General features: G+C 72.3%; 22 protein-coding genes. 10 read left to right on the forward strand and 12 right to left on the reverse strand.

Features of this window, described 5'->3' with window-relative positions; all coding sequences use genetic code 11:
- Positions 1–2,628 (reverse strand): AAA family ATPase (locus CK240_RS00005; RefSeq protein WP_095638302.1); only part of this gene is annotated, 2,628 nt, incomplete at its 3' end.
- A gap of 128 nt (positions 2,629–2,756) precedes the next feature.
- Here CK240_RS00005 and CK240_RS00010 point away from each other — a divergent pair.
- Entirely contained in the window at positions 2,757–3,113 is a 357-nt protein-coding gene (locus tag CK240_RS00010; protein ID WP_095638303.1) for a CidA/LrgA family protein, read from the forward strand.
- On the forward strand, positions 3,110–3,829 hold the full coding sequence (locus tag CK240_RS00015) for an LrgB family protein (RefSeq protein WP_095638304.1): 720 nt from the start codon (positions 3,110–3,112) through the stop codon (positions 3,827–3,829). The genes CK240_RS00010 and CK240_RS00015 overlap by 4 nt, the downstream gene beginning before the upstream one ends.
- Positions 3,830–3,882: 53 nt before the next feature.
- Here CK240_RS00015 and CK240_RS00020 read toward each other — a convergent pair whose 3' ends face one another.
- From CK240_RS00020 to CK240_RS00040, 5 genes are all read right to left on the reverse strand, one after another.
- Positions 3,883–4,203, reverse strand: coding sequence for a DUF6280 family protein (locus tag CK240_RS00020; protein ID WP_090751440.1), 321 nt, complete (start codon positions 4,201–4,203; stop codon positions 3,883–3,885).
- Between the two features lie 271 nt (positions 4,204–4,474).
- The gene (locus CK240_RS00025; protein ID WP_095638305.1) at positions 4,475–5,344 is read right to left on the reverse strand and encodes an EamA family transporter; all 870 of its coding nucleotides are present in this window, start codon (positions 5,342–5,344) and stop codon (positions 4,475–4,477) included.
- Positions 5,345–5,402: 58 nt separating this feature from the next.
- Complete coding sequence (dinB, locus tag CK240_RS00030) at positions 5,403–6,515, reverse strand: DNA polymerase IV (protein WP_095638306.1); 1,113 nt, start codon at positions 6,513–6,515, stop codon at positions 5,403–5,405.
- Between the two features lie 4 nt (positions 6,516–6,519).
- Positions 6,520–7,248, reverse strand: a complete 729-nt coding sequence (gene ygfZ / locus CK240_RS00035) for a CAF17-like 4Fe-4S cluster assembly/insertion protein YgfZ (RefSeq protein WP_095638307.1) — start codon at positions 7,246–7,248, stop codon at positions 6,520–6,522.
- Positions 7,248–8,987 carry an ABC transporter ATP-binding protein gene (locus CK240_RS00040; RefSeq protein WP_095638308.1) on the reverse strand — a complete coding sequence of 580 codons (1,740 nt, stop codon included), beginning with the start codon at positions 8,985–8,987 and terminating at the stop codon, positions 7,248–7,250. Before CK240_RS00040 ends, ygfZ begins: the two co-directional genes overlap by 1 nt.
- A 257-nt stretch (positions 8,988–9,244) precedes the next feature.
- Between CK240_RS00040 and CK240_RS00045 the strand changes: the two genes are divergently transcribed.
- Positions 9,245–10,420 (forward strand): pyridoxal-phosphate-dependent aminotransferase family protein, encoded by a 1,176-nt coding sequence (locus tag CK240_RS00045; RefSeq protein WP_095638758.1) that lies wholly within the window; start codon positions 9,245–9,247, stop codon positions 10,418–10,420.
- Between the two features lie 7 nt (positions 10,421–10,427).
- On the opposite strand, the gene CK240_RS00050 is transcribed toward CK240_RS00045, so the two are convergent.
- Both CK240_RS00050 and CK240_RS00055 read right to left on the reverse strand, forming a co-directional pair.
- Positions 10,428–11,282, reverse strand: a complete 855-nt coding sequence (locus CK240_RS00050; protein ID WP_095638309.1) for a TIGR02186 family protein — start codon at positions 11,280–11,282, stop codon at positions 10,428–10,430.
- Between the two features lie 2 nt (positions 11,283–11,284).
- Complete coding sequence (locus CK240_RS00055; protein WP_095638310.1) at positions 11,285–12,196, reverse strand: sulfite exporter TauE/SafE family protein; 912 nt, start codon at positions 12,194–12,196, stop codon at positions 11,285–11,287.
- A 150-nt stretch (positions 12,197–12,346) separates the two neighbouring features.
- On the opposite strand from CK240_RS00055, the gene surE reads away from it, so the two are divergent.
- From surE to CK240_RS00070, 3 genes are read left to right on the forward strand one after another with little or no spacing between them, the layout of a single operon-like run.
- A complete protein-coding gene (gene surE / locus CK240_RS00060; protein ID WP_095638311.1) occupies positions 12,347–13,141 on the forward strand; it encodes a 5'/3'-nucleotidase SurE in 795 nt (264 codons plus the stop codon).
- Between the two features lie 4 nt (positions 13,142–13,145).
- Positions 13,146–13,817, forward strand: coding sequence for a protein-L-isoaspartate(D-aspartate) O-methyltransferase (locus CK240_RS00065; protein ID WP_095638312.1), 672 nt, complete (start codon positions 13,146–13,148; stop codon positions 13,815–13,817).
- Between the two features lie 29 nt (positions 13,818–13,846).
- Complete coding sequence (locus CK240_RS00070; protein WP_240517215.1) at positions 13,847–14,935, forward strand: M23 family metallopeptidase; 1,089 nt, start codon at positions 13,847–13,849, stop codon at positions 14,933–14,935.
- Between the two features lie 361 nt (positions 14,936–15,296).
- Here the strand turns inward: CK240_RS00070 and CK240_RS00075 are convergent, their stop codons facing one another.
- Genes CK240_RS00075 through CK240_RS00085 form a run of 3 tightly spaced genes read right to left on the reverse strand, consistent with a single transcriptional unit; the run spans position 15,297 to position 18,316 of the window.
- Entirely contained in the window at positions 15,297–16,232 is a 936-nt protein-coding gene (locus CK240_RS00075; protein WP_095638314.1) for a hypothetical protein, read from the reverse strand.
- 30 nt (positions 16,233–16,262) lie between these two features.
- Positions 16,263–17,666: a TolC family outer membrane protein gene (locus CK240_RS00080; RefSeq protein WP_095638315.1), complete on the reverse strand. Its 1,404-nt coding sequence runs from the start codon at positions 17,664–17,666 to the stop codon at positions 16,263–16,265.
- Positions 17,663–18,316: a protein-L-isoaspartate O-methyltransferase family protein gene (locus CK240_RS00085; RefSeq protein ID WP_095638316.1), complete on the reverse strand. Its 654-nt coding sequence runs from the start codon at positions 18,314–18,316 to the stop codon at positions 17,663–17,665. Before CK240_RS00085 ends, CK240_RS00080 begins: the two co-directional genes overlap by 4 nt.
- 119 nt (positions 18,317–18,435) lie before the next feature.
- Between CK240_RS00085 and mog the strand changes: the two genes are divergently transcribed.
- Complete coding sequence (gene mog, locus CK240_RS00090) at positions 18,436–19,008, forward strand: molybdopterin adenylyltransferase (RefSeq protein WP_095638317.1); 573 nt, start codon at positions 18,436–18,438, stop codon at positions 19,006–19,008.
- Positions 19,009–19,028: 20 nt separating this feature from the next.
- Positions 19,029–19,331 carry a hypothetical protein gene (locus CK240_RS00095; protein ID WP_095638318.1) on the forward strand — a complete coding sequence of 101 codons (303 nt, stop codon included), beginning with the start codon at positions 19,029–19,031 and terminating at the stop codon, positions 19,329–19,331.
- Here CK240_RS00095 and rsmD read toward each other — a convergent pair.
- Positions 19,328–19,900 carry a 16S rRNA (guanine(966)-N(2))-methyltransferase RsmD gene (rsmD, locus tag CK240_RS00100; RefSeq protein WP_095638319.1) on the reverse strand — a complete coding sequence of 191 codons (573 nt, stop codon included), beginning with the start codon at positions 19,898–19,900 and terminating at the stop codon, positions 19,328–19,330. The genes CK240_RS00095 and rsmD overlap by 4 nt on opposite strands.
- Positions 19,901–20,007: 107 nt before the next feature.
- Between rsmD and rfbC the strand changes: the two genes are divergently transcribed.
- Complete coding sequence (gene rfbC / locus CK240_RS00105; RefSeq protein WP_095638320.1) at positions 20,008–20,556, forward strand: dTDP-4-dehydrorhamnose 3,5-epimerase; 549 nt, start codon at positions 20,008–20,010, stop codon at positions 20,554–20,556.
- A gap of 1 nt (position 20,557) precedes the next feature.
- Positions 20,558–21,595, forward strand: coding sequence for a dTDP-glucose 4,6-dehydratase (gene rfbB / locus CK240_RS00110; protein ID WP_095638321.1), 1,038 nt, complete (start codon positions 20,558–20,560; stop codon positions 21,593–21,595).
- The last annotated feature ends 39 nt before the right edge of the window (positions 21,596–21,634 follow it).

Genomic DNA, 21,634 nt, shown 5'->3' on the forward strand with positions numbered 1-21,634 from the left:
CGAGGCGGCGCGCTCCGCCTCGCGCTCGGTGGAGGTGGCGGCAAGCAGGGCGGCATCGGCTGCCGTCACCGCGGCGCGCGCGCGGGACAAACGGATCTCTCCTTCCGCCACCCGCTGGGACAGGGCCTCGCGCCGCCGGGCGAGGATGGGGGGCTGCGCCTCGGCCTCGGCCAGGTCCCGCGCCGTGCCGTCGCGCCGCGCCTGCAGTTCGGCGGCGCGGCTGCCGGCCTGCTCGAGGCGCTCGCGCCAGCCGGCGGCCTCCTTTCCGATGGCCTCCAGCCGCTTCACCCTTGCGGCACCGTCGCGCCGCAACTCGTCCACCGCGCCGCGCCGGGACAGGGTCGCGGCCCGCGCGGCCTCGACGGCGGCTTTCGCCTGATCGACGGCTGCCACGGCCGCGCTGCGGTCGGGCAGGGCGGCAAGCGCGGCCTCGGCCTCGGCCAGCCGCCCGGCGGCGTCCGTGGCATCGGCCGCGTGACGGGCGTGCTGGGTGCGCGCGGCCTCGGCGCGGCCCTGAGCAAGCGACAGGTCGGCCTCGGCACGGGTGGCGGTGCGGGCGCCGTCCGAAAGCGCCCGTTCCGCCGCGCGGCTGACCTCGCGGGCGGAGGTCTCGGCCGCTGCCGCATCCTTCAGGGCGGCGCGGGCGGCCTCATGCGCGGCGATGGCGGCAGCGGCACCGGTGCGGGCAGCCTGCGCCTGGGCGGCGGTGTCCTTCAGCCGGTTGACCTGCTGAAGATGCAGGGCGGCGGCCGAGGTCGCCTCGCCCGAAGGCAGCACCAGCCCGTCCCAGCGGAACAGGTCACCGGCAGGGGTGACAAGCCGCTGGCCGGGGCGAAGACGCGGCTGCATCCTGGCGGCGCTCGCGGCATCTCCCGCCAGGCCGGTCTGGGCGAGACGCCGCGAAAGCGCCGGGGCACCCTGGACCTCCGCGGCAAGCGGACTCGCGCCCTCGGGCAGGGGCGGATCGTCCTCGGGGACGGCGAGCGTCCGCCAGCCGGGGCCGCTGTCGGCCACGGGAAGCCGCAGGTCGTCCCCGAGGGCGGCACCCAGCGCAACCTTGAAGCCCGGCGCGACGGCGAGGACGTCCAGAAGCGCGCCTGTCTCGGCGCGGCCACGCGAGACCAGGCGGGAAAGGGCCGCGCGCTCGGCTTCCAGCGCGGCGGCCTCGCCCTCGGCGGTGGCGCGGGTCGCGCGGGCCGTGGTCTCGGCGTCGCTTGCCGCTGCGCGGGCGGTCTCGGCACCGGCAAGGCGCGCCTCGGCGGCTGCGGCGGCGGCGCGGAGGGCGTCCTGCGCGGCCTGCGTTTGCGACAAGGTTGCCTCGGCCTGCCGCCCTGCGGCTTCGGCGCCGGTAACGGCGGCCTCGGCATTGGCCCGGGCCCGCACCGCGCGGTCGCGCATGGCCCGCAGGTCGGCGACCAGCCGCTCGGCAGAGTGGTGGCGCGCGGCGAGGCGGGCGGATTCATCGGTCCGTTCGCTCAACTGCGCCTCGATCCCGCGCAGGGCGGTTGCGGCGTCCTCGGCCGCGGCCTGTGCGGCGGCCAGCCGGTCGTCATGGCCCAGGTGAGCCTGCTCCAGTTCGGCGCGCTCGCCCGTCAGCCGCGCCAGCACCTCGCCCGCGTCGTTGTTCAGCGCGGCCTCGCGCGCGATGTCGCGGTCGAGCTGGGCAAGGCGGGCCGCCAGCGTGGCAAGGGCGTCGCGGGCACGCGCCTCGGCCTCGTCCAAGGCCTCGGCCTCGGCAGCAGCGCGTGTCCGGACGGCGGCGGCGATGCTTTCCTCCTCGCGCAGGGCGGGAAGGGCGGCCTCGGCATAAGTTCGGGCGCCGGTGGCCGCACGGGCGGCGGCCTCGGCCTGCGCCGCCGCCGCGCGGGCCTCGGCCAGCGCCGCAAGCGCCGTTGTCAGGGCGGCCTTCGCCTCGGACCAGCGGCGCCAGACCAGGGCCCCCTCGGCCTGGCGCAGCGCCGCGCCGATCTCGCGGTAGCGCGCGGCGGTGCGGGCCTGGCGCGCCAGCGCGGCGGCCTGCGCCGCAAGCTGTTCCAGCCGGTCGTCCACGCGGGACAGGTTCTGCTCGGCCCCGTTCAGGCGCAGCTCGGCCTCGTGCCGGCGCTGGTAAAGCCCGCCGATGCCTGCCGCATCCTCCAGCACCCGCCTGCGCGCCTTGGGGCGGGCGTTGATCAGCTCGGAGATCTGCCCCTGCCGGACCAGCGCGGGCGACTGCGCCCCGGTCGAGGCATCCGCGAACAGCATCTGCACGTCGCGCGCCCGCACCTCGCGCCCGTTGAGGCGATAAGCCGAGCCCGCGTCGCGCGTGATCCGCCGCGTGACCTCCAGCGCGTCGGTGTCGTTGAAGCCGACGGGCGCGCGGCGGGCGCGGTTGTCCAGCGCCAGCGTCACCTCGGCCGAGGCGCGCGCGGGGCGGCGGGTGGTGCCCGCGAAGATCACGTCCTCCATCCCCTCGCCGCGCATGGCGGTGGGGCGGCTTTCGCCCATGACCCAGCGCAGCGCTTCCAGCAGGTTGGACTTGCCGCAGCCGTTGGGGCCGACCACGCCCGTCAGCCCGTCGCGGATGACCAGCTCGGTCGGGTCCACGAAGCTTTTGAAGCCGGACAGGCGAAGGCGGTCGAACTGCACGGAAAGGCCCTTGCTGCGTGTTCGGGCGCGATTCAACCCCTGCGCGCGGGCAAGTCAACGCGGCGGCTTTCCCGCAGCGCGAAAACCGGGGCGCTTTCAAAGCGGGACGCCCGTGCTAACGATGCGGCATGGTCCCGGCGCTTGTCACCATCCTGACGTTCCAGCTGATCGGAGAGGTCATCTCTCGCGGGCTGAACCTGCCCTTGCCGGGGCCGGTCGTGGGGCTGGTGCTGCTGCTCGGCGCGATGCGGCTGCGCCCGGGGCTGGCGGGCTGGCTGCGGCCGGTGGGGCAGGGGATGCTGGCGCATCTGTCGCTTTTCTTCGTGCCCGCGGGCGTCGGCATCGTCGCGCACCTGCCCTTGCTGCGGGAACACGGGCTGGCGCTGCTGGCGGCGATCGGGGGCTCGACGGTGCTGGCGCTGGTCGCAGGGGCCGGGGCCTTCACGCTGGTCGCCCGCTGGACCGGCCAGGAGGACGAGCGATGAGCGCCGATCCGGCCCTGATCTGGGCCTATCTCACGCAGGGGCCGCTGCTGTGGCTGACGGCGACGCTGGCGGCCTATGCCTTGGGCACCACGGTCTTCCGCCTGTCCCGGGGGCAGAGCTGGGCCAACCCGGTGCTGATCGCCGTGGTCCTGCTGGGGCTGCTGCTGACCGCGACCGGCACGCCCTATGCCACCTATTTCGAGGGCGCGCAGTTCGTCCATTTCCTGCTGGGGCCCGCCACGGTCTGCCTCGCGCTGCCCATGCATGACAACCTGCCCCGGATGCGGGCGGCGGCGCTGCCGATCCTGGCGGGGCTGGCGGCGGGATCGCTGGTCGCGGTCGCCTCGGCCCTTGCCATCGCGCGGGCCTTCGGCCTTGGCGGAGAGGTCATGGCGTCGCTTGCGCCCAAGTCCACGACCGCACCCGTCGCCATCGGCATTGCGGAACGACTGGGCGGCCAGCCGACGCTGACGGCGGTTCTGGTGCTGACGACCGGGATCTTCGGCGCCATGGTCGTGACGCCCTTGTTCAACGCGCTGGGCTTTCGCGACTGGCGCGCGCGGGGACTGGCGGTCGGGACGGCCGCCCACGGGATCGGCACGGCCCGGGCCTTGCAGGTGAACCCCACGGCGGGGGCCTTTGCCGGGATCGGCATGGGGCTGAACGCCGTGCTGACAGCGATCCTCGCGCCCCTGATCCTGCGGCTGTTCGGCTGAAACGGAAAAGGCCGCCCGGAGGGGGCGGCCCGTGAAAGCGGTGGACGTCGGCCTCAGGCGGCCTCGGCCTCTTCGGCGGCCATGCGGCGTTCGCTTTCCTCGCGCGACAGGGCGACCGAGGTGCGCACGCCCTTCGTCACGAATTCGACCAAGCCCTTCACCACGCGTTCGTTGGGGTCGATGCCGGCACAGCTCAGAACCTCGCGCCCGTCGCGCGAGCGCGCCCAGCGGGCGATCTGCTCGGCGCCGTTGCCGTATTTCTTGTCGTCCGCGATGGCATCATCCAGCGCGGCCAGAACGACCGCGGCAAAAAGCTTGCGCGCCCGCTGCCCTTGTTCGAAGTTGAATGCCGACCCGTCCACAAAATCACGCATGAAGTCTTCCCATTCCTGTCACCCCACAATGAGGGAAAGGGGCGCGCAGCCGGCCCCGTGTTGTCTGCCCTGAAGGGTGTCGCGCAGCAGTATCTGCACCCGCACCGATTCGTTATCCCCTTGCCCGCATTGCGGCCATGCGTCGCACGCAAACCGTGCATGAGCCACATTTGACGGCCTTTATGCAATGTTGACTTGTCAGGTATTGCGCAAACCCTTCTTGACAACCCCCGCGACCGCAATGAGTTGCCGAAAGTCGTGCCAAAAATCTTTATGCGCGGCTGGGCGCCCGGCTGGCCAGGATCACGCCGCCGATCACCAGCACCCCCGCGACCAGTTCGGCCGGATGGGGCGTTTCGTCCAGCAAAGCCCAGGACGAGGCGATGCCCACGACCGGCACCAGCATCGACCAGGGCGCGACCTCGCTGGCCGGATAGCGCGACATCAGCGTGTTCCAGATGCCGTAGCCGATCACCGTGGCGAAGATCACGATATACAGCAGCCCCAGCGTCGCGGGGATTGCCTGCGTGGTCAGCGCCCCCGAAAGGGCCGGGCCGATGCGCGGCCCTTCCGCCGACAGCGCCATCAGGAACAGCGGAACGGGCGGGACGATCGACATCCACATGGTCAGGTGCAGGGGCTTCGGCGCCCGCGCGAGGCGCGAGCAGATGTTGCCGATAGCCCAGCCCAGCGCCCCCATGAGCGTCAGCGCCACCGGCAGCAGCGCCGCCGCGCGCGCCTGGCTGGCCCCGATCAGCGCCAGGCCCGCAACGGCGATGCCGACCCCCAGGGCGCGGCGCGACGTCAGCCGCTCGCCCAGGAAGGCGGTGGCCAGCAGGATGGTGAAGGGGGCCGAGGCCTGCAACGCCAGCGAGGCGAGCCCCGCCGGCATCCCGGCCGCCATGCCGGCATAAAGAAAGGCGAACTGCATCACGCCCAGGCCGAACCCCGTGCCCAGGAGCCAGCGCATCCTGACCTGGGGGAAGGGCACGAACAGCATGGCCGGGACCGCCAGCAGCGCAAAGCGCAGCGCGCCCGCCAGCAGCGGGGGGTAATGGGTCAGCATCAGGGCCGTGGCGGGGAAGTTCAGTCCCCACAACACCGGCACCAGCATGACCAGCCCGCGATCGCGTCCCTGCATCCGCCGCCCTTTCGTGGAGATCGCCGCACAGAAGCCGATCGGCACGGCGCCCGCAAGGTCAGCCGAACAGGTCAAGCTGGCGCGGCGGCCCGTCCGCCGGCAGGGGGCAGAGCGCGGAAAGCGTGATCCCCAGAAGCCGCACCCCACGCGGATCGGGCAGCACCTGCGGCAGCAGCGCCGCCGCATGGACCAGCAGCTCGGACTGGCTGCCGACCGGATGGGGCAGGCTGTGGGCGCGGGTGACGGTCTGGAAATCGGTGTATTTCGCCTTCAGCGTGACGGTGCGTCCCGACAGGCCGCGCGGGGCGGCGTGGCGCCAGACCTTCTCGGCCAGGGGCGCCAGCGCCTCGGCGGCGGCATCGAGGTCGTGGATGTCGGTCATGAAGGTCGTCTCGGCGCCCACCGACTTGCGCTCGCGGTCGGGGCGGACCTCGCGGTGATCGATCCCGCGCGAGATGTTCCAGTAATACTGCCCGGCCTTGCCGAAGCGGGCGGCCAGGAAATCAAGGCTCTGGCGGCGCAGGTCGGCCCCGGTGCGGATGCCGTGGCGTTCCATCTTGGCGGCGGTGGCGGGGCCGATGCCGTGGAAGCGGCCGATGGGCAGGGTCAGGACGAAATCCGGCCCGGCCTCGGGCGGGATCACGAACATGCCGTCGGGCTTGCGCTGGTCCGAGGCGAGCTTTGCCAGGAACTTGTTGTAGCTGACCCCGGCCGAGGCGGTCAGCCCCGTTTCCGCCCGGATCAGCGCCCGGATCTCGCGGGCGATCTGGGTGGCGGTGCGGCCCTCCAGGTGGTCGGTCAGGTCCAGGTAGGCCTCGTCCAGGGACAGGGGCTCGATCAGGGGGGTGAAGCGGGCGAAGATGTCGCGGATCTGGGCGCTGACGGCGCGGTAGACCTCGAACCGCCCCTTGACGAAGATGAGGTCGGGGCAGAGCCGCTTCGCCCGCACCGAGGGCATGGCCGAGCGCACGCCGAAGGGCCGCGCCTCGTAGCTGGCGGCCGCCACGACGCCGCGCAGGGATGATCCGCCGACCGCCACGGGCTTGCCGCGCAGGTCCGGGTTGTCGCGCTGTTCGACGCTGGCGAAGAAGGCGTCCATGTCGACATGGACGATGCGGCGGATGCGCTCGGGCGGTGCCTGGCCGCCCGGGAAGGGAGGCGCGCCCGGCATCGGGTCAGGCGGGCAGGGCGGTCACGGTCGCCTCGGCCGCCGTCAGCGGCCCGTCCATGCGGTCGAAGCGCAGATGGGCGATGGCGCGGCCGCCGGATTGCGTGAACAGGGTTCCCGCCTCGCGTCCGTCCGCCATCAGGATGGGCGTGCCCACCGGGGCCTCGCCGTCGATGGCGACCGTGACCAGCCCCTTGCGCAGCTCGGTCTTGTGCTTCATCCGCGCCGTGACCTCCTGCCCGACATAGCAACCCTTGCGGAAATCGACGCCGTGCAGGCGCTCGAAACCGGCTTCCAGGATGAAGGTCTCGTTCGGGATCAGCTCGACCAGCGACTCGGGGATGGCATGGGCCACGCGAATGGCGTCCCAGTCGGTGCCGTCGTCGCCTTCCGTTGCGCCGTAATGTCGCCAGCCCAGCGCCGGGTGGCGCGGGTCGGGGATCGCGCCGTCGGGCGCGGTGCCGGTGCCGCGCGTCACCTGCAACTCGGCCGGCGCAAGCTCGACCGCCGCGCGCAGCTTGTACATCGACAGCCGCCGCAGCAGGTCGTCCGCCAGCCGCGCATCCACGTCCAGCAGCAGCGCGTCACCCTGCGGCACGATCAGGAAATCCGCCAGATACTTGCCCTGCGCCGTCAGCAGCGCGGCCCATACCGGCGCGCGGGTCACGTCGTTGGTGACAAGCCCCTGCAGGAAGTCCACGCGGTCCGCCCCGCCGACCCGGATGATCCGTCGCATCAATCGCCCCCGAATTGCAGCCTGACCAGCGCCGCATAGGCGCCGTTCGCCGCCATAAGCTGGTCATGGGTGCCCTGTTCGGCAACCCGGCCCGCCTCGATCACCACGATCCGGTCGGCCGCGCGGATGGTGGACAGCCGGTGCGCGATCACCAGCGTGGTGCGCCCCTGGCTGAGTTCGTCCAGCGCCTGCTGCACCAGCCGCTCGGACGCGGCGTCAAGCGCGCTGGTCGCCTCGTCCAGCAGCAGCACGGGCGCGTCGCGCAGAAGCGCGCGGGCGATGGCGACGCGCTGGCGCTGGCCCCCCGACAGGGACGAGCCGCGCGGGCCGACCCGTGTGTCGAGGCCGAGCGGCAGCTCGTCGGCGAAATCGGCCACGCGGGCCGCGACCACGGCGGCGCGCAGACGGTCCTCGGGGACGGCATGGCCCAGCGTGATGTTCTCGCGCAGCGTTTCGTCGAACAGCGCCGCATCCTGGCTGACGGTCGAGAACTGGTCGCGCAGGACGGGAAGGGTGAAGTCCTGCACGGGAGCGCCGCCCAGGGTGACGGTGCCGCCGTCGGGGTCCACCATGCGCGTCAGCAGGTTGAAGACGGTGGATTTGCCCGCGCCCGAGGGGCCGACCAGCGCCGTGGTGCGGCCCGCCTCGGCGGTGAAGGTCAATCCGCGCAGGACCGGGTGGCCGCCATAGGAAAGATGCACGTCCTCGAGCCGGATGGTCGTGTCGGGCGGGGGCTCGGTCCGCGGGCCCGAGCGGATCGTCGGCTGGATGTCGAAGATCGCGTAGATCCGCTCCAGCGAGGTTGCCGCCGTCTGCCAGCCGCCCGCGAGCCCGCCCAGGCGCCTGAGCGGCTGGAAGGCCAGCGCGAGCGCCGTGAAGAAGGACATGAAGTCGCCCACCGTCCGCTCGCCGCTGGTGACCTGCGCGCCGCCCAGCGCAAGGACGCCGAGAAAACCCAGGCCCGTCACGATGTCGATCAGCGCCGGGACCAGGGCGCCCACCGCGCTGACCTTGGTTTCCGACCGCTGAATGTCGCCCACGATGCGGCGGAAGGTGGCGGTCTGGTAATCCTCCATCCGGTACAGGCGGACCGCGCGGATGCCGTGCAGCACCTCGTCCAGCCGCGTCGCGCGGGTCGAGGCGAAGTTGCGGTTCTGCCGCATCTTGCGCCGGATGTAGCGCTGGACGAAGCCCGTGGGCAGGATCAGCAGCGGCGCCCCCACCAAGGCCGCGGCCGTCCACCAGGGGTCGGTCGCGACGGCCACGCCGAACAGCGCCACCAGCGAGATGGCGTCGCGCCCCGCGCCGGTGATGAAGGTCGTCCAGATCGAGCGGATCGCCAGCGTGTCGCCCTGGATGCGCTCGATCAGCGCGCCGGGCGGGTTCGCCTGGAAGAAGTCGCCGTCCAGCGTCATGATGTGGGACAGAAGGTCCGTCTGCATCCGCGTGGCCACGCCCTGCTGGACCGAGGTCAGGATCGCGCGGGTGACGACGTAGGTCGTGGCGCGGATCAGGAACAGGCCGAAGATCGCGCCGCCGACCCACCAGATCGCGCTTTCGTCGCGGCCCACGAAGACCCGGTCGAACAGCGGCTTCAGCATCCAGCTGAGCAGCGCCAGCGTCGAGCCCTCGATCACCATCAGGACCGTGGCCAGCCCCATGCGCGGCCAGTAGGGGCGCAGGTAATCCCGCCAGAGCCTGCGGAAAAGGCCGCGTTTTCGGTCGGCGCGTGGGGGCATCGGGCACTCCTGGTTCAGGGCGGGATAGCCGCGCGGGAAAGGGGGAGCAAGGCCGGGCCCCGGTGCGGGGCTCGCAGAAGGGGCGTTGCCCCTCGGCCCGTGCCGGGCCTCACCCCAGGATATTTGGACGAAGAAGAAGCCGGTAGGGACGGGGCGCCGCCTCGGGGTGCGGCGCGGGCGGGCCGGTGGCCGGGACGGCTGGACGCAGGGGGCGGGCGGCTCTACCCATGCGGGGCTTCTTCTTCCCGAGGTTTTCCATGAGCTTTGCCGCCGGCCGTCCCGTGCTTGCCATTCCCGGTCCCTCGCCCGTGCCCGACCGGGTGCTGCGCGCGATGCACCGCCCCTCGCCCGACATCTACGGCGGCGAGCTGACCGGGCTGAACCTGCGCGTCATGGCGGATCTGAAGCGCTTGGCGGGCACGGTGCAGCATGTCGCGCCCTATATCGGCAACGGCCATGCCGCTTGGGAGGCCGCGAACATGAACCTGTTCGCGCCGGGCGACCGGGCGCTGGTGCTGGTGTCGGGGCATTTCGGCAGTTCCTGGGCGAACACGGCCGAGGCGATGGGCGTGCAGGTCGAGCGGATGGAGGCCGAGCCCTTCGCCGCCGTCGATCCCCAGCGCCTGCGCGACCGGCTGGCGGCGGACAGGGCGGGCGAGATCCGGGCCGTGCTGGTCTGCCAGGTGGACACGGCCAGTTCGGTGCGCAGCGACATCCCCACGGTGCGCGAGGCCATGGGCGATCACCCGGCGGCGCTGGCGGTGGATGCCATCGCCTCGCTGGGCTGCGAGCCGATGCACATGGACGACTGGGGCGTGGACGTGCTGGTTTCGGCCAGCCAGAAGGGACTGATGGTGCCGCCGGGCCTGGGCTTCGTCTGGTATTCCGAGAAGGTCGCGGCGGGCCGGGGCGCGGCCACCCCCTATTGGGACTGGCGCCCCCGCAGCGGCGCGCAGGAGCTGTGGCGCCATTGGGGCGGGACGCCGCCGGTGCAGCACATCTACGGGCTGGCCGAGGCGCTGGCGATGCTGCTGGACGAGGAAGGGCTGGAGGCCGCATGGGCCCGGCACGAGGGGCTGGCCGCCGCCACCTGGGCCGCGCTGGACGCCTGGGGGGAAGGCGGGCAGGGACCGCGCCCGCTGGTCGCCGACCCGGCGGCGCGGGCCCGGTCGGTCACGGCCGTCCATCTGCCCGGCGCCGGGCGGCTGCGGGCCTGGACCGAGGAGACCGCGGGACTGACGCTGGGGATCGGGCTTGGAGCGCCCGAGCCCTCGGACGCGCTGCGGATCGCACATATGGGCCACGTCGGCGCGCCGATGCACCTGGGCACGCTTGCGACGATCGAGGCCGGGATGGCCGCGCTGGGCCTGCCCCATGCACGCGGCGGCGTCGGCGCGGCCGCGGCCGAGATCGCCCGCCGCGCGGCGGGCTGAGGCTGCCTCAGCCCCGCCGCAGCGCCCGGAAGGCGGCCGAGGCGATCAGCCCGGCCACCATGGCAAGCGCCAGGGACATCAGCCCGTACCAGAAGGGCTGGTGGATCGCGAGCCGGTAGAGCCAGCGTTCCAGCCCCACCTTCTGCACCCGGATCGGCACGGTGTCGCTGTCGATCACCCGGCCCTCGCGCAGCAGGAAGATCCGGGCGCGATAGTCGCCCTCGACCAGGTTCGAAGGCAGCCGCACGTCGGCCCGGAACAGCGTGTCTTCCAGGACCCGAACCGCGCCCTCGTCCACCCTGTAGCGGCCCGATTCCGTGCGCAGGCGCAGAAGCGCCTCGGTGAAGGGGGTGGTGTCCTCGACATCCAGCCCCCCCGACAGCGCCCGGATGGCCAGGGGCGGCGAGATGCGGTGGCGCACGTCCTCGGCGGGGTCCAGCATCTCCTTCAGCGGCGCGCTGCTGGCGACCACGTAGAAGTCGGGGGCGGCGCCGATCCGGACACCCTGCGTGTTCACCCAGATTCCCCCGACGCGCGCCTTGCGCCGCACGGTGACGGCCTGCGAGGGGCCTTCCACCGTGACAATGATGCCGGGCGGGACCGCGGGCGGGGGCTGGTCGCGGCGGATGGCGCCGTAGATCAGGATCTCGGACCCCGTGAAGGTCGCCGTGATCGCCACCTGGTCCTGGGACAGGCCGCTGACCAGTCGCTCGGGCGGAGGAACCGGGGGGAGCGGCACGGCGGGGCCACGGATCAAGGGCGGGCTCGGCTGCGTCGTCCCGGGCGCCTCGGGCGCGTTCTGGCCCGCCGCCGCCAGCGGCAGCAGCGCAGCAAGAACCGCCGCTGTGATCCCTGCGCGCATGTTCAGCCCGCCGCGAGCGAGAAGATGTCGTCCGGTCGCAGCACCAGGTCCAGTGCCAGCCGGCCGCAGACCGCCAGCACCAGAAGCGCCAGCAGCACCCGCAACTGTTCCGCACGCAGACGCGCGCCCCAATGAGTGCCGATCTGCGCCCCGACGACGCCGCCCACGATCAGCAGCACCGCCAGCATGATGTCCACGGTGTTGGAGCTGACCGCGTGCATCAGCGTGGTGAAGGCGCTGACGGCCGCGATCTGGAACAGCGAGGTGCCGATCACGACCTTTGTCGGCATCCCCAGCAGGTAGATCATCGCGGGCACCATGATGAAGCCGCCGCCCACGCCCATGACGGCGGCCAGCACGCCGACCGCCAGCCCGACCAGCAGGGGCGGGATGACGCTGATGTAAAGCCCCGAGGCGCGGAACTTCATCTTCCAGGGCAGGCGGTGGACCCAGCTGTGCTCGTGCAGCCGCCGCCTGGGCGGCGCGGCCGAACGCGATGCGATCAGCGCGCCCAGGCTTTCGCGCAGCATGGTCAGGCCGATCAGGCCCAGGAACACGACATAGCTGAGCTGGACCACCAGCTCGACCTGGCCGACCCGCTGCAGGAGGTTGAAGACGCCCACGCCCAGGGCCGATCCCGCGATGCCGCCGGCCAGCAGCACCAGCCCCATGCGGATGTCCACCGTCTTGCGCCGCAGATGCGCCAGCACGCCGGAAAAGGACGAGGCCACGACCTGGTTGGCGCCGGTGGCCACCGCGATCGCGGGCGGGATGCCGATGAAGAACAGAAGCGGCGTGATCAGGAAGCCGCCGCCCACGCCGAACAGCCCGCTCATCAGCCCGACGATGCCGCCCAGCGCGACCAGGGTGAAGGCATTCACCGACACTTCGGCGATGGGAAGGAAGATCTGCATGGCTGCCCGGCTTTTGGGCCATCCTGATACCCTGCGGGCCGGGCGTCAAACAGCGATTCGGCCGTCTTGCACGTCAAGGCAGTGCGAGGCTAATCAGGATGCGGCCATTCGGGGGCAGACCGCGCCGGCCCCGCGGGCCAAGGGAAAACGATGCGCATACTCATCACCAACGACGACGGCATCAACGCACCGGGGCTCGAGGCGCTGGCCGACATCGCGGCCGAGATCGCCGGGCCCGGGGGCGAGGTCTGGACCGTGGCCCCCGCCTTCGAGCAGTCGGGCGTGGGCCATTGCATCAGCTATGCCCATCCCACCCTGATCGCGGAGCTTTCCCCGCGGCGCTGGGCGGCCGAGGGCAGCCCGGCCGACTGCGTGCTGGCGGGCCTGGGGGACATCCTGTCGGACCACAGGCCAGACCTGGTGCTGTCGGGCGTGAACCGGGGCAACAACGCGGGCGAGAACGTGATGTATTCGGGCACCATCGGGGGCGCGATGGAAGGGGCGCTGCAGGGCGTGCGCTCGATCGCGCTGTCGCAGTACCTGGGGCCGGGCACGGCGCGGCTGGACGACCCCTTCGAGGGCGCGCGCGTCCACGGGCCCCGCGTGATCCGGGCGCTGCTGGATCATGCCGACTGGGCCGAGGGCGAGGACTATCCCCTGTTCTACAACGTCAACTTCCCGCCATGCTCGGCGGCCGAGGTCCGGGGCACCCGCGTGGCGCCACAGGGGCGGCGCGAAGGGGTGGGCTTCGGGGTCAAGGCGCAGGTCGCCCCCAACGGCCGGCGGTTCCTGTGGATCGCGGGCGGATCCCAGCAGGCGCGGGCGACCGCGGGCAGCGACGTCGAGGCCCTGCGCGGCAACCACATCGCCGTGACGCCCATGCGCCCCGACCTGACCTGCCGCGCGACCACCGAGCGGCTGGCCGCGGCGCTGGACGAGGGCTGACGCGATGGTCTCGGCGCCTCCGCCCGACGATCCCGGGGCCGGTCCTGCCGAGCGGCAGATGCGCTTCCTGTTCGCGCTGCGCTCGCACGGGGTGACGGACCCGCGCGTGCTGGCCGCGATGGAGCGGATCGACCGCGGCGCCTTTGTGCGCGGCCATTTCGAGGACCGGGCCTACGAGGATACGCCCCTGCCCATCGCCTGCGGGCAGACGATCAGCCAGCCCTCGGTCGTGGGGCTGATGACGCAGGCGCTGAACGTGGGGCCGCGCGACGTCGTGCTCGAGGTGGGGACGGGCTCGGGCTACCAGGCGGCGGTGCTGTCGCTCTTGTGCCGCCGGGTGATGACGGTGGACCGGCACCGCAGGCTGGTGGTCGAGGCCGAGGACGTGTTCCGCAAGCTGGGGCTGACCAACATCACGGCGCGGGTCGCGGACGGGTCCTTCGGGCTGCCCGAGCAGGCGCCCTTCGATCGCATCATGGTGACGGCTGCGGCCGAGGACCCTCCGGGGCCGCTGTTGTCGCAACTGAAGGTCGGGGGTATCATGGTGGTGCCGGTGGGGCAGTCGGACGCGGTGCAGACGCTGATCCGCGTGACGCGGACCGAGACCGGCTTCGCTTACGACGAGATGCGGCAGGTGCGGTTCGTGCCGCTGGTCGAGGGGTTGGGACAGACATGACCCCCGGCAAGGACGATAAGGACGGGCAGATGGTCGTTTCAGTCATGGTGCGGGCAGGGGCCCGCAGGGGATGGGGCTGGGTCGCGGGTCGCGCCGCGGCCTGCGGGCTTGTGCTGGCCCTGGCGGGATGCGTCCAGCCGGGCGCGGCGCCGGGCGCGCCGGGACAGCCTGCGGCCACCGCGGGAGCTCCCGCCGCCGGGGCAGGCGGTGCGGGGCCCACGATGACCGTGCCCGGGCTCGGCCGGCTGCAGATCCCGCAGATCCAGTGGCCCCGCACCGCGGCAGGGACCGCGGCCCAGGCCGGAACCCGTGGCGGCGCGGCGGGGGCCGCCCCGCAGGTGACCGATCCCTTCGCCGGCCAGGGTGTCCGCCAGCCCTCGGTCCCCGGCGCCACGGCCGCAGGGCGCGGCGCGGCCTCCGCTCCGGCTGCGCGAACCGCGCCGGCGGCGGTTCCGGCGCAGTCGCATACGGTGGCCGTCGGCGAGACGGCATGGTCGATCGCGCGCCGCTATGGCGTGTCGGTCCAGGATCTGGCGCGGGCAAACGGCCTGCCCGAGACAATGAGCGTTCGCGCGGGCCAGCGGCTGGCGATCCCCCCCTCGGGCGGTGCGCAGACGACGGCGGCCGTGGTCACGGCGCCCGGGGTCGGGTCGGCCACGCCCCGCCCGCCCTCCTCGGCGCAGCCCCTGCCGCGCGAGGAAACCAAGCCCGCCAGCGCCCCGGTGCAGACGGCGGATGCCCCCGACCTGGGCAGCACGCGGACCGCGGCCTCGGGCAGCGGCAAGTTCGCGATGCCCGCCAACGGCTCGATCATGCGGGCCTACAAGAAGGGCACGAACGAGGGCATCGACATCTCGGCCCCGCCCGGTTCGCCCGTCAAGGCGGCGGGGGGCGGGACGGTTGCCGCAGTGACGCGCGACACCGACGGGGTGCCCATCGTTGTCGTGCGGCACGACGACGGGCTGATGACGGTCTATGCCGGTGTGGACAAGCTGTCGGTGTCCAAGGGCGACACCGTCAAGCGCGGCCAGAGCCTCGGCGCGGCCCGCAGCAGCGGGGTCCTGCATTTCGAGGTCCGGGACGGCTTCGACAGCGTCGATCCCGAGGATTACCTGTAAACCGCTTCCGGTCCCGGCCGACAGGGCAGAAGGCCGGAGGCCGTCGAGCATGGCTCCTCCTGCCCCTGTCCGGACAGACGCGGATCAGCGTCGTGCCGCAGGCGCTGGATTCCGCCCCGCTGCGCCCTGACCCGGCGTGCTGTCCGGTCGCCCGGTGACAGAAGGCGCAGGTGGTCGGATGCCTCGCGGCGGCTGAGGCCAGGCTGCGGCCGTTTCGGAGGGAGTGGCTCGTGGCCGGGGCGAGGCCCCGTGCCTGCTGAGCCTGAGCCTGAGCCAAGCTGCCAGCACCGGCCCGTCGCGCCAACGGGAGGGGCGGGCGCATCGAGGTCGCCTCGCCTTCCCTGCCTCCGCGGCCCGGCGGTCAGGCGGGGCGGCGGACCAGCGCCTCGGTCAAGGCGACGACGATCTCGCCCCGGATCATGCTGCGCAGGTTCTCGTCCAGGCGGCGCTGCATTTCGGCTTCGAACTCCTCGCGCACGACCTCGCGCAGAAGTGCGCGCAGCGGGTTTTCCTCGGCCACGGGAGCGGCATGAGCGGAGGCCGCCGCCGGCGGGATGACATGGGCCGCGTTGTGCGCGCAGCGCTCGGCCGCGCCTGCCGTCACGGGCTCGGCGTGCAGGGGCGAAAGAACGCCGGTCGGGTAAGCGTGCATGGTCGTTTCCTTGTTCGAAGGGCTGGTGAGGTCGTTGGCGCCGCAGACAGGGATCTCGGCATCCGGTTCGGCATGGGGGCTGTCCCCGGCATCAGGGGCCGGTTGCGTGTCGGCGCTGGCCGCGGCCGCCATTTGGGGCGTGCCGGGGGCGACGGCTATCGTATCGGGCAGCAGGTCGGCTGCGGGCTGTTCAGCGCCCCACCCCCCCTCTTCGGGCGCCGTCGCCGAGGGCTGAACTGCAGCGGTATCCCCCGACAGCCGCAGGGGGGCGGGAGAATGGCCTGCCGCATCCGCCATGGCGATCATCGCCTCGGGGTTCAGGCGCAGCGGCACCTGAGGGAGATCGGAGTCGACCTGCCCCGCGGCGCCAGGAACCGCGAGGCTCGCGGCCTCGGGCAGGGCGGCCATCCGGCCGACATGGACGCCCGGAACAGGGGTCCTGCCGGCTCGCGCGCAGCCGAAACCTGTCGCGCAGGGCAGGGCGGCGTCCCGGGCAAACGGCGCGCCCGTCATCCGCGCCCCGTTGTCCCCGGGACCCCTGCCGCTGGTGGTTGGGTTGTCGCTGGCGATCAGCCGGCGGATCGAGGCGAGCACGTCGCCCGTGTCGACGGGCGCAGGCTCGAACAGGCAAGCCGCGCCGTTCATGCCACCGCCCCCGACAGGGGGGCGGGGCGTTCAGTTGCCGCCCGGCTGCTTCCCGATCGCGCGCAGGACGCGGTCGAGGCTTTCGCCCTGGCTGCTCGTGTAGGGTGCGTCGCGCACCGCACTGTAATAGGCCGATGGATCATAGGTGGGTATCCCCAACTGCAGCTCTGCTACCGTCAGCAAACCCATAGCGGCCAATAGTTGATAATGCGCTAACTGCAGGTTGGATTCCGCCGTGATCAGATCCGCCTGCGCTTCCAGCAGGTCCTGTTCGGCATCCAGCACGTCCAGCGTGGTGCGCGCGCCCAGCGTCGCTTCCTCGCGCACGCCCTCGTAGGCCTCGCGCGCGGCTACGATCTGTCCCTCGATCGCGCCGATCTGGGCGCCCGCCACGTCGATGTTGGCCCAGGCGGTGCCGACCGACTGATCGACCTGCCGGGACGTGTCGAGCAGCGCCGAGCGCGCCGAATCGCGCCGCGCCATCGCCTGGCGGTGCACGGCCGGCAGGCGCCCCCCGGAATAGATCGTCTGGCTCGCCTGCACCCCGGCGCTGAGCGTGGTGGTGTTTTCCTGTCCGGACGACCCCAGCAGCGTCCGTGACGTCGCGCGCGTGGTGCCAAGGCCCACCGAGCCTGTCAGCTGGGGGCGGCGCTCGGCCTGGGCGGCGGCCACGGACAGTTCCGCCGCCGCGACCGTGCGCTGCGACTGGCGGATCGCCGGATGGGTCCGGCGCGCGGTTTCCCGCGCCAGTTCCAGCGTGGCGGGGCGCCTGGGCAGGGGCGGGGGCGCGTCGAGATCGTTCGGGAATCGGCCCACCGACGCGCGGTAGTTCTCGCGCGCGACCTCGAGCTGGCCCTCGGCCGAGGCCAGCGCCGCGCGGCTCGAGGCCAGCTGCGCCTCGGCCAGGGCCACGTCGGTCGACGTGATCTCGCCCACGTCGAAGCGGTCCTGCGCCGCCTGCCGTTCGCGCGTCAGAAGCTGGAGCGAGTTGCTCTGCAGGGCCACCTGCTGCTCGGCGCTGCGGACGTCCAGGAAGGCCTGCACCGCCGTCAGCAGCACGTCCTGCTCGACCGCGACCAGCGATTCCCGCGTGGCGAGCACCTGTTCCTTGGCGATGTCGATGGCCAACTGGCCGCGGCCCCAGTCATAAAGCGTCATCTGGCCGACCAGTTCCAGCGTGGTCGAGACCGCCTCGATCCCGTCCACCTGCTGGAAATTGTGCGAGGCGGCCCATTGCACCACGGGGCGCAGCGTGGACATGGCCTGCGCCACGTCCTCGTCGGCGGCCCGCAGCAGCGCGCGGTTCTGATCCAGAAGGGCCGAGTGGCGGTAGGCCCCGACAAGCGTGTCAGCCAGCGATTCGGCCCAGGCCGGTGCGCTGGACAGCGCGGTTCCCAAGGCAAGCGCGGCGGTGAGAAGACGACGCCGGATCATAGCGTGAACTCGCGGGCACGGCGGAAGCCCGCCAGCACGGGCGCCCCGGCATTGAAGGCGTAGCGCCAGGTGATCGCCCCGTCCAGCTTGACCCCGCTGCGCACGACCCCCACGCCTTGGTCGTCGAACAGCGCGATGATGCGGCCGCCCTCGGCCAGCTGCGCGGCCAGGGGCCCGGGCAGCTCCTCGATGCCGCCCTCGATCAGGATGGCGTCGTAAGGGGCCTCGGCCTTGTGCCCGGCGGCCAGCGGCCCCTGGACGACCGCCACGTTGTCGGCCCCGATCCCCGCCAGCCTGCGCGTCGCCTCGGCCGCCATCTCGGCGTCCTCCTCGACGGCGACGACCGCCTGCGCCAGCCGCCCCAGCACCGCCGCCGCGTAGCCGTAGCCCGCGGCGAGGTTCAGGACCAGCTCGGTCGGCTGAAGGTCCAGCGTGTCGATCATCTTGGCGATGGTGCGGGGTTCCAGAAGCACGCGGCCCCGGGCGATCTCGATGTTCTCGCCGACATAGGCCACGTCGCGGCGGCTGTCGGGCACGAATTCCTCGCGCGGGATCTCGAGCATCGCGGCGATGACGTTGTACTTGGCGACATCGTTCGGGCGGACCTGCGTGTCCACCATCATCGTGCGGCGTTCCTGGTAGTCGATCATGGCGGCAATCCGGCTGTGCTTTCGCCTGATCTTTGGCACGATTGCCCGCGCGGAGCAACGCCGGCGCGTCCCGCGTCCGGCGCAGATCGGCATTTCCAATGTTGCAGGTTGCGGGCAGGATGCAGGTGCACACCCTGCCGGAGCCGCCCTTGACCCAGCGCCAGACTGCCCGCATCGCCATCGTGACGGTATCCGACCGCGCCAGCCGCGGCGAATACGAGGACCGCGGCGGCCCGGCTGCCGAGACCTGGCTGCGCGAGGTCGTCACCTCGCCCGTCGAAATCGCGCGCCACATCATCCCCGACGGCCGCGAAGGCGTCGCCGCGACCCTGCGCCGGCTGGCGGAAGGCGAGGGCGCCGACCTGATCCTTGTCACCGGCGGCACCGGCCCCGCGCCCCGCGACGAGACGCCCGAGGCGCTGGCCGAGGTGATCGAGAAGGAACTGCCGGGCTTCGGCGAGGAGATGCGCCGCGCGAGCCTGGCCGAAGGCGTGCCGACCGCGATCCTGTCGCGCCAGACGGCGGGCATCCGCGACGCCTGCCTGATGATCCTGCTGCCCGGCAAGCCCGCCGCCATCGCCACCTGCCTGGAGGCCGTCTTCGCGGCGGTGCCCTATTGCCTGGACCTGATCGGCGCCGCGCGGATCGAAACGAACCCCGCGCGGATCGCGGCCTTCCGGCCCAAGGGGTGAACTGGCGCCAGCGGGGCAGGATGGGCCGCTGGCACGGACCGGGGCCGGAGCGCCTGTGGCGCCGGCTCCCGCGCCCTCGCTTCCGTCAGCCGGGGCTGCGATCACTGGCCGGCATCGGGGCGCTGGTGCTGGCAGGACTGCCCCTGGCGAGCGTCTTCTTCATTGCCGCAGGGATCATCCCCGCCGTGCCTGCCGCCGCATGGGCAGGGACGCCCGCCGATGTCGTGCGGCTGATCGCCCTGATGTCCATCGCCTTCTGGCATGCCGCGGTGGCCTGGACGGTCCTTCTTGCAGCCTTGGGCCTCTGGGCCCTGAGCCGTTAAGCCCCGGATCCCGGCCCTGCCCGCAGCAGCGTGACCAGCGTGTCGCCGTAGCGACGCTGGTCGATCTGCGCCAGGCCCGCAGGGGGAAGGGGGGCGGTGTCCTCCTCCCACACGACCAGCGCGTCGGGGGCAAGCCAGCCGCCCGCCAGCGCCGAGGCCAGCGCGGCCTCGCCCAGCCGCCGGCCATAGGGTGGGTCGAGGAAGACGAGGTCATAGCCCGCGCCCCGGTTCGGGCCGAGGTCCGTGGCGTCGCGCCGCCAGATGTCGGTCACCCCCATGGCCCGGGCCTTTTCCACGTTCGCCCGCAGCAGCGCGCGCGCGGCCGCACCGTCGTCCACGAAGGCCACGCGGGCGGCGCCGCGCGACAGCGCCTCAAGCCCCAGCGCGCCGGTGCCGGCGAAAAGGTCCAGCACGCGCGCGCCCTCGATCGGGAAGCCGTGGCTGTTAAGCAGCAGGTTGAAGACGGCCTCGCGCACCCGGTCGGTGGTGGGGCGCAGGTGGGCGGCGGGATCGCCCACGCCGACTTCGGCCAGTTTCAGCCCGCGCAGGCGGCCGCCGACGATTCGCATGGAAATCTCTCCCTGTTGCAGTGCGGCGCGGGACCGCCGCGGTTGCAGGCGGCTTTCCCTTTCCGGTGAAAAATGGCAAGCGATCCGCGCGGAAGTGAGAGGTGGCGATGCAGATCGAGGAAACGGCCCTGCCGGGCGTGCTGGTGCTGACGCCCGCGCGGCACGGGGATGCGCGCGGCTTCTTCTCGGAAAGCTGGAACCGGCGCACGCTGGAACAGGCGGGCGTCCACCTGCCCGAGTTCGTGCAGGACAACCACTCGCTGTCGGCAAGGGCGGGCACCCTGCGGGGCCTGCATTACCAGGCGCCGCCGCATGAACAGGGCAAGCTGGTGCGCTGCGGGCGCGGCGCGCTTTACGACGTGGCGGTGGACGGGCGGCGCGGCAGCGCGACCTATGGGCAGTGGGTCGGCGTGGAACTCAGCTTCGAGAACGGCCGCCAGCTCTGGGTGCCGCCGGGCTTCCTGCACGGCTTCGTCACGCGGACGGACGACACCGAGGTCGTCTACAAGTGCACGGGCTTTTACGACAAGGCGGCGGACGGGGCGGTGCGCTGGGACAGCCTCGGGATCGACTGGGGCGTTTCGGACCCGCTCCTGTCGGACAAGGACAGGGCGGCGGTCCCCTTCGCCGAGTGGCAATCCCCTTTCGAGGCCTGAGATGAAGATACTGGTGACGGGCGGCGCGGGCTTCATCGGCTCGGCGGTGGTCAGGCTGGCGGTTTCGCGTGGGCACGAGGTCGTCAACCTCGACGCGCTGACCTATGCGGCGAACCTGGAAAACGTAGCCCCGGTTGCGCAGAGCGCGCTTTATGCCTTCGAGCAGGCCGACATCCGCAACCGGGCGGCGCTGGACCGCGTTTTCGCGAAGCACCAGCCCGACGCGGTGATGCACCTGGCCGCCGAAAGCCACGTGGACCGATCCATCGACGGCCCCGGCGCCTTCATCGAGACCAACGTGACCGGCACCTACAACCTGCTGGAAGCGGCGCGGGCGTATTGGACGAAGCAGGGCAAGCCCGGGGGCTTCCGCTTCCACCACATCTCGACCGACGAGGTGTTCGGGTCGCTGGGCGAGACCGGGCAGTTCACCGAAGCCACGCCCTATGACCCGCGCTCGCCCTACTCGGCCTCGAAGGCCGCATCCGACCATCTGGTCCGCGCCTGGCACGAGACCTACGGGCTGCCGGTGGTGCTGACGAACTGTTCCAACAACTACGGGCCGTTCCATTTCCCCGAAAAGCTGGTGCCGGTGGTGATCCTGAATGCGCTGCACGGGCGGCCGATCCCGGTTTATGGCGACGGGGCCAACGTGCGCGACTGGCTGTATGTCGAGGACCACGCGGACGCGCTGCTGCTGTGCCTCGAAAAGGGCGCGGTCGGGCGCAGCTACAACATCGGCGGCGAGAACGAGGCCCGCAACATCGACCTTGTCCGCACCATCTGCGCGCATCTGGACGAGATGCGCCCCGTGGGCGCGCCCCACGACCGGCTGATCACCTTCGTGACCGACCGCCCCGGCCACGACCGGCGCTATGCGATCGACCCGACGCGCATCCGCACGGAACTGGGCTGGCGCCCCTCGGTCACGGTCGAGGAAGGGCTGCGCCGCACCGTTGCCTGGTATCTGGACAACGAATCCTGGTGGCGCCCGCTTCTGGACCGCGAAGGTGTGGGCAGGCGGCTGGGGAGGGGCTGAGTTGCGCAGCCGCATGGGTATTTGGGTCAGGAAGAAGCC

This window comes from Paracoccus salipaludis, from assembly GCF_002287065.1.
Lineage (GTDB): Bacteria > Pseudomonadota > Alphaproteobacteria > Rhodobacterales > Rhodobacteraceae > Paracoccus > Paracoccus salipaludis.